Consider the following 278-nt stretch of genomic DNA (forward strand, 5'->3'; position numbering starts at 1 on the left):
AAAAAGCCTCCCCTGAAAGGGGAGGGGGACCAGCAAAGCTGGTGGAGGGGTTCTTCCGTGTAATTCGCTACAGCAAGCAACCGGTTTCACAAAGAGTTACGCTTCTTTTTTTCTTTACTGAAAAGAAGCAAAAAAAGAAAAGAGTTCGCGTTGCACTTGTACTACATTGCAAAAGCATTACACGAAGATTATACAGAGAATCTTCCACTGATGTAAAATCCTTTTGTTTGACGTTGAACGTTACGTAGAAACCCCTCCACCGCCTAACGGCGGTCCCC

1 protein-coding gene is annotated in these 278 nt (G+C 45.0%); it reads left to right on the forward strand.

Translation table 11 applies throughout. The features are described from left to right. A partial coding sequence (locus RUMCAL_RS16150; protein ID WP_021681041.1) for a hypothetical protein occupies positions 1–248 on the forward strand: 248 nt, incomplete at its 5' end. Positions 249–278 lie beyond the last annotated feature (30 nt).

Origin of the sequence: Ruminococcus callidus ATCC 27760 (assembly GCF_000468015.1) — a bacterium.
In the GTDB taxonomy this organism is placed as follows: Bacteria; Bacillota; Clostridia; order Oscillospirales; family Ruminococcaceae; genus Ruminococcus_C; species Ruminococcus_C callidus.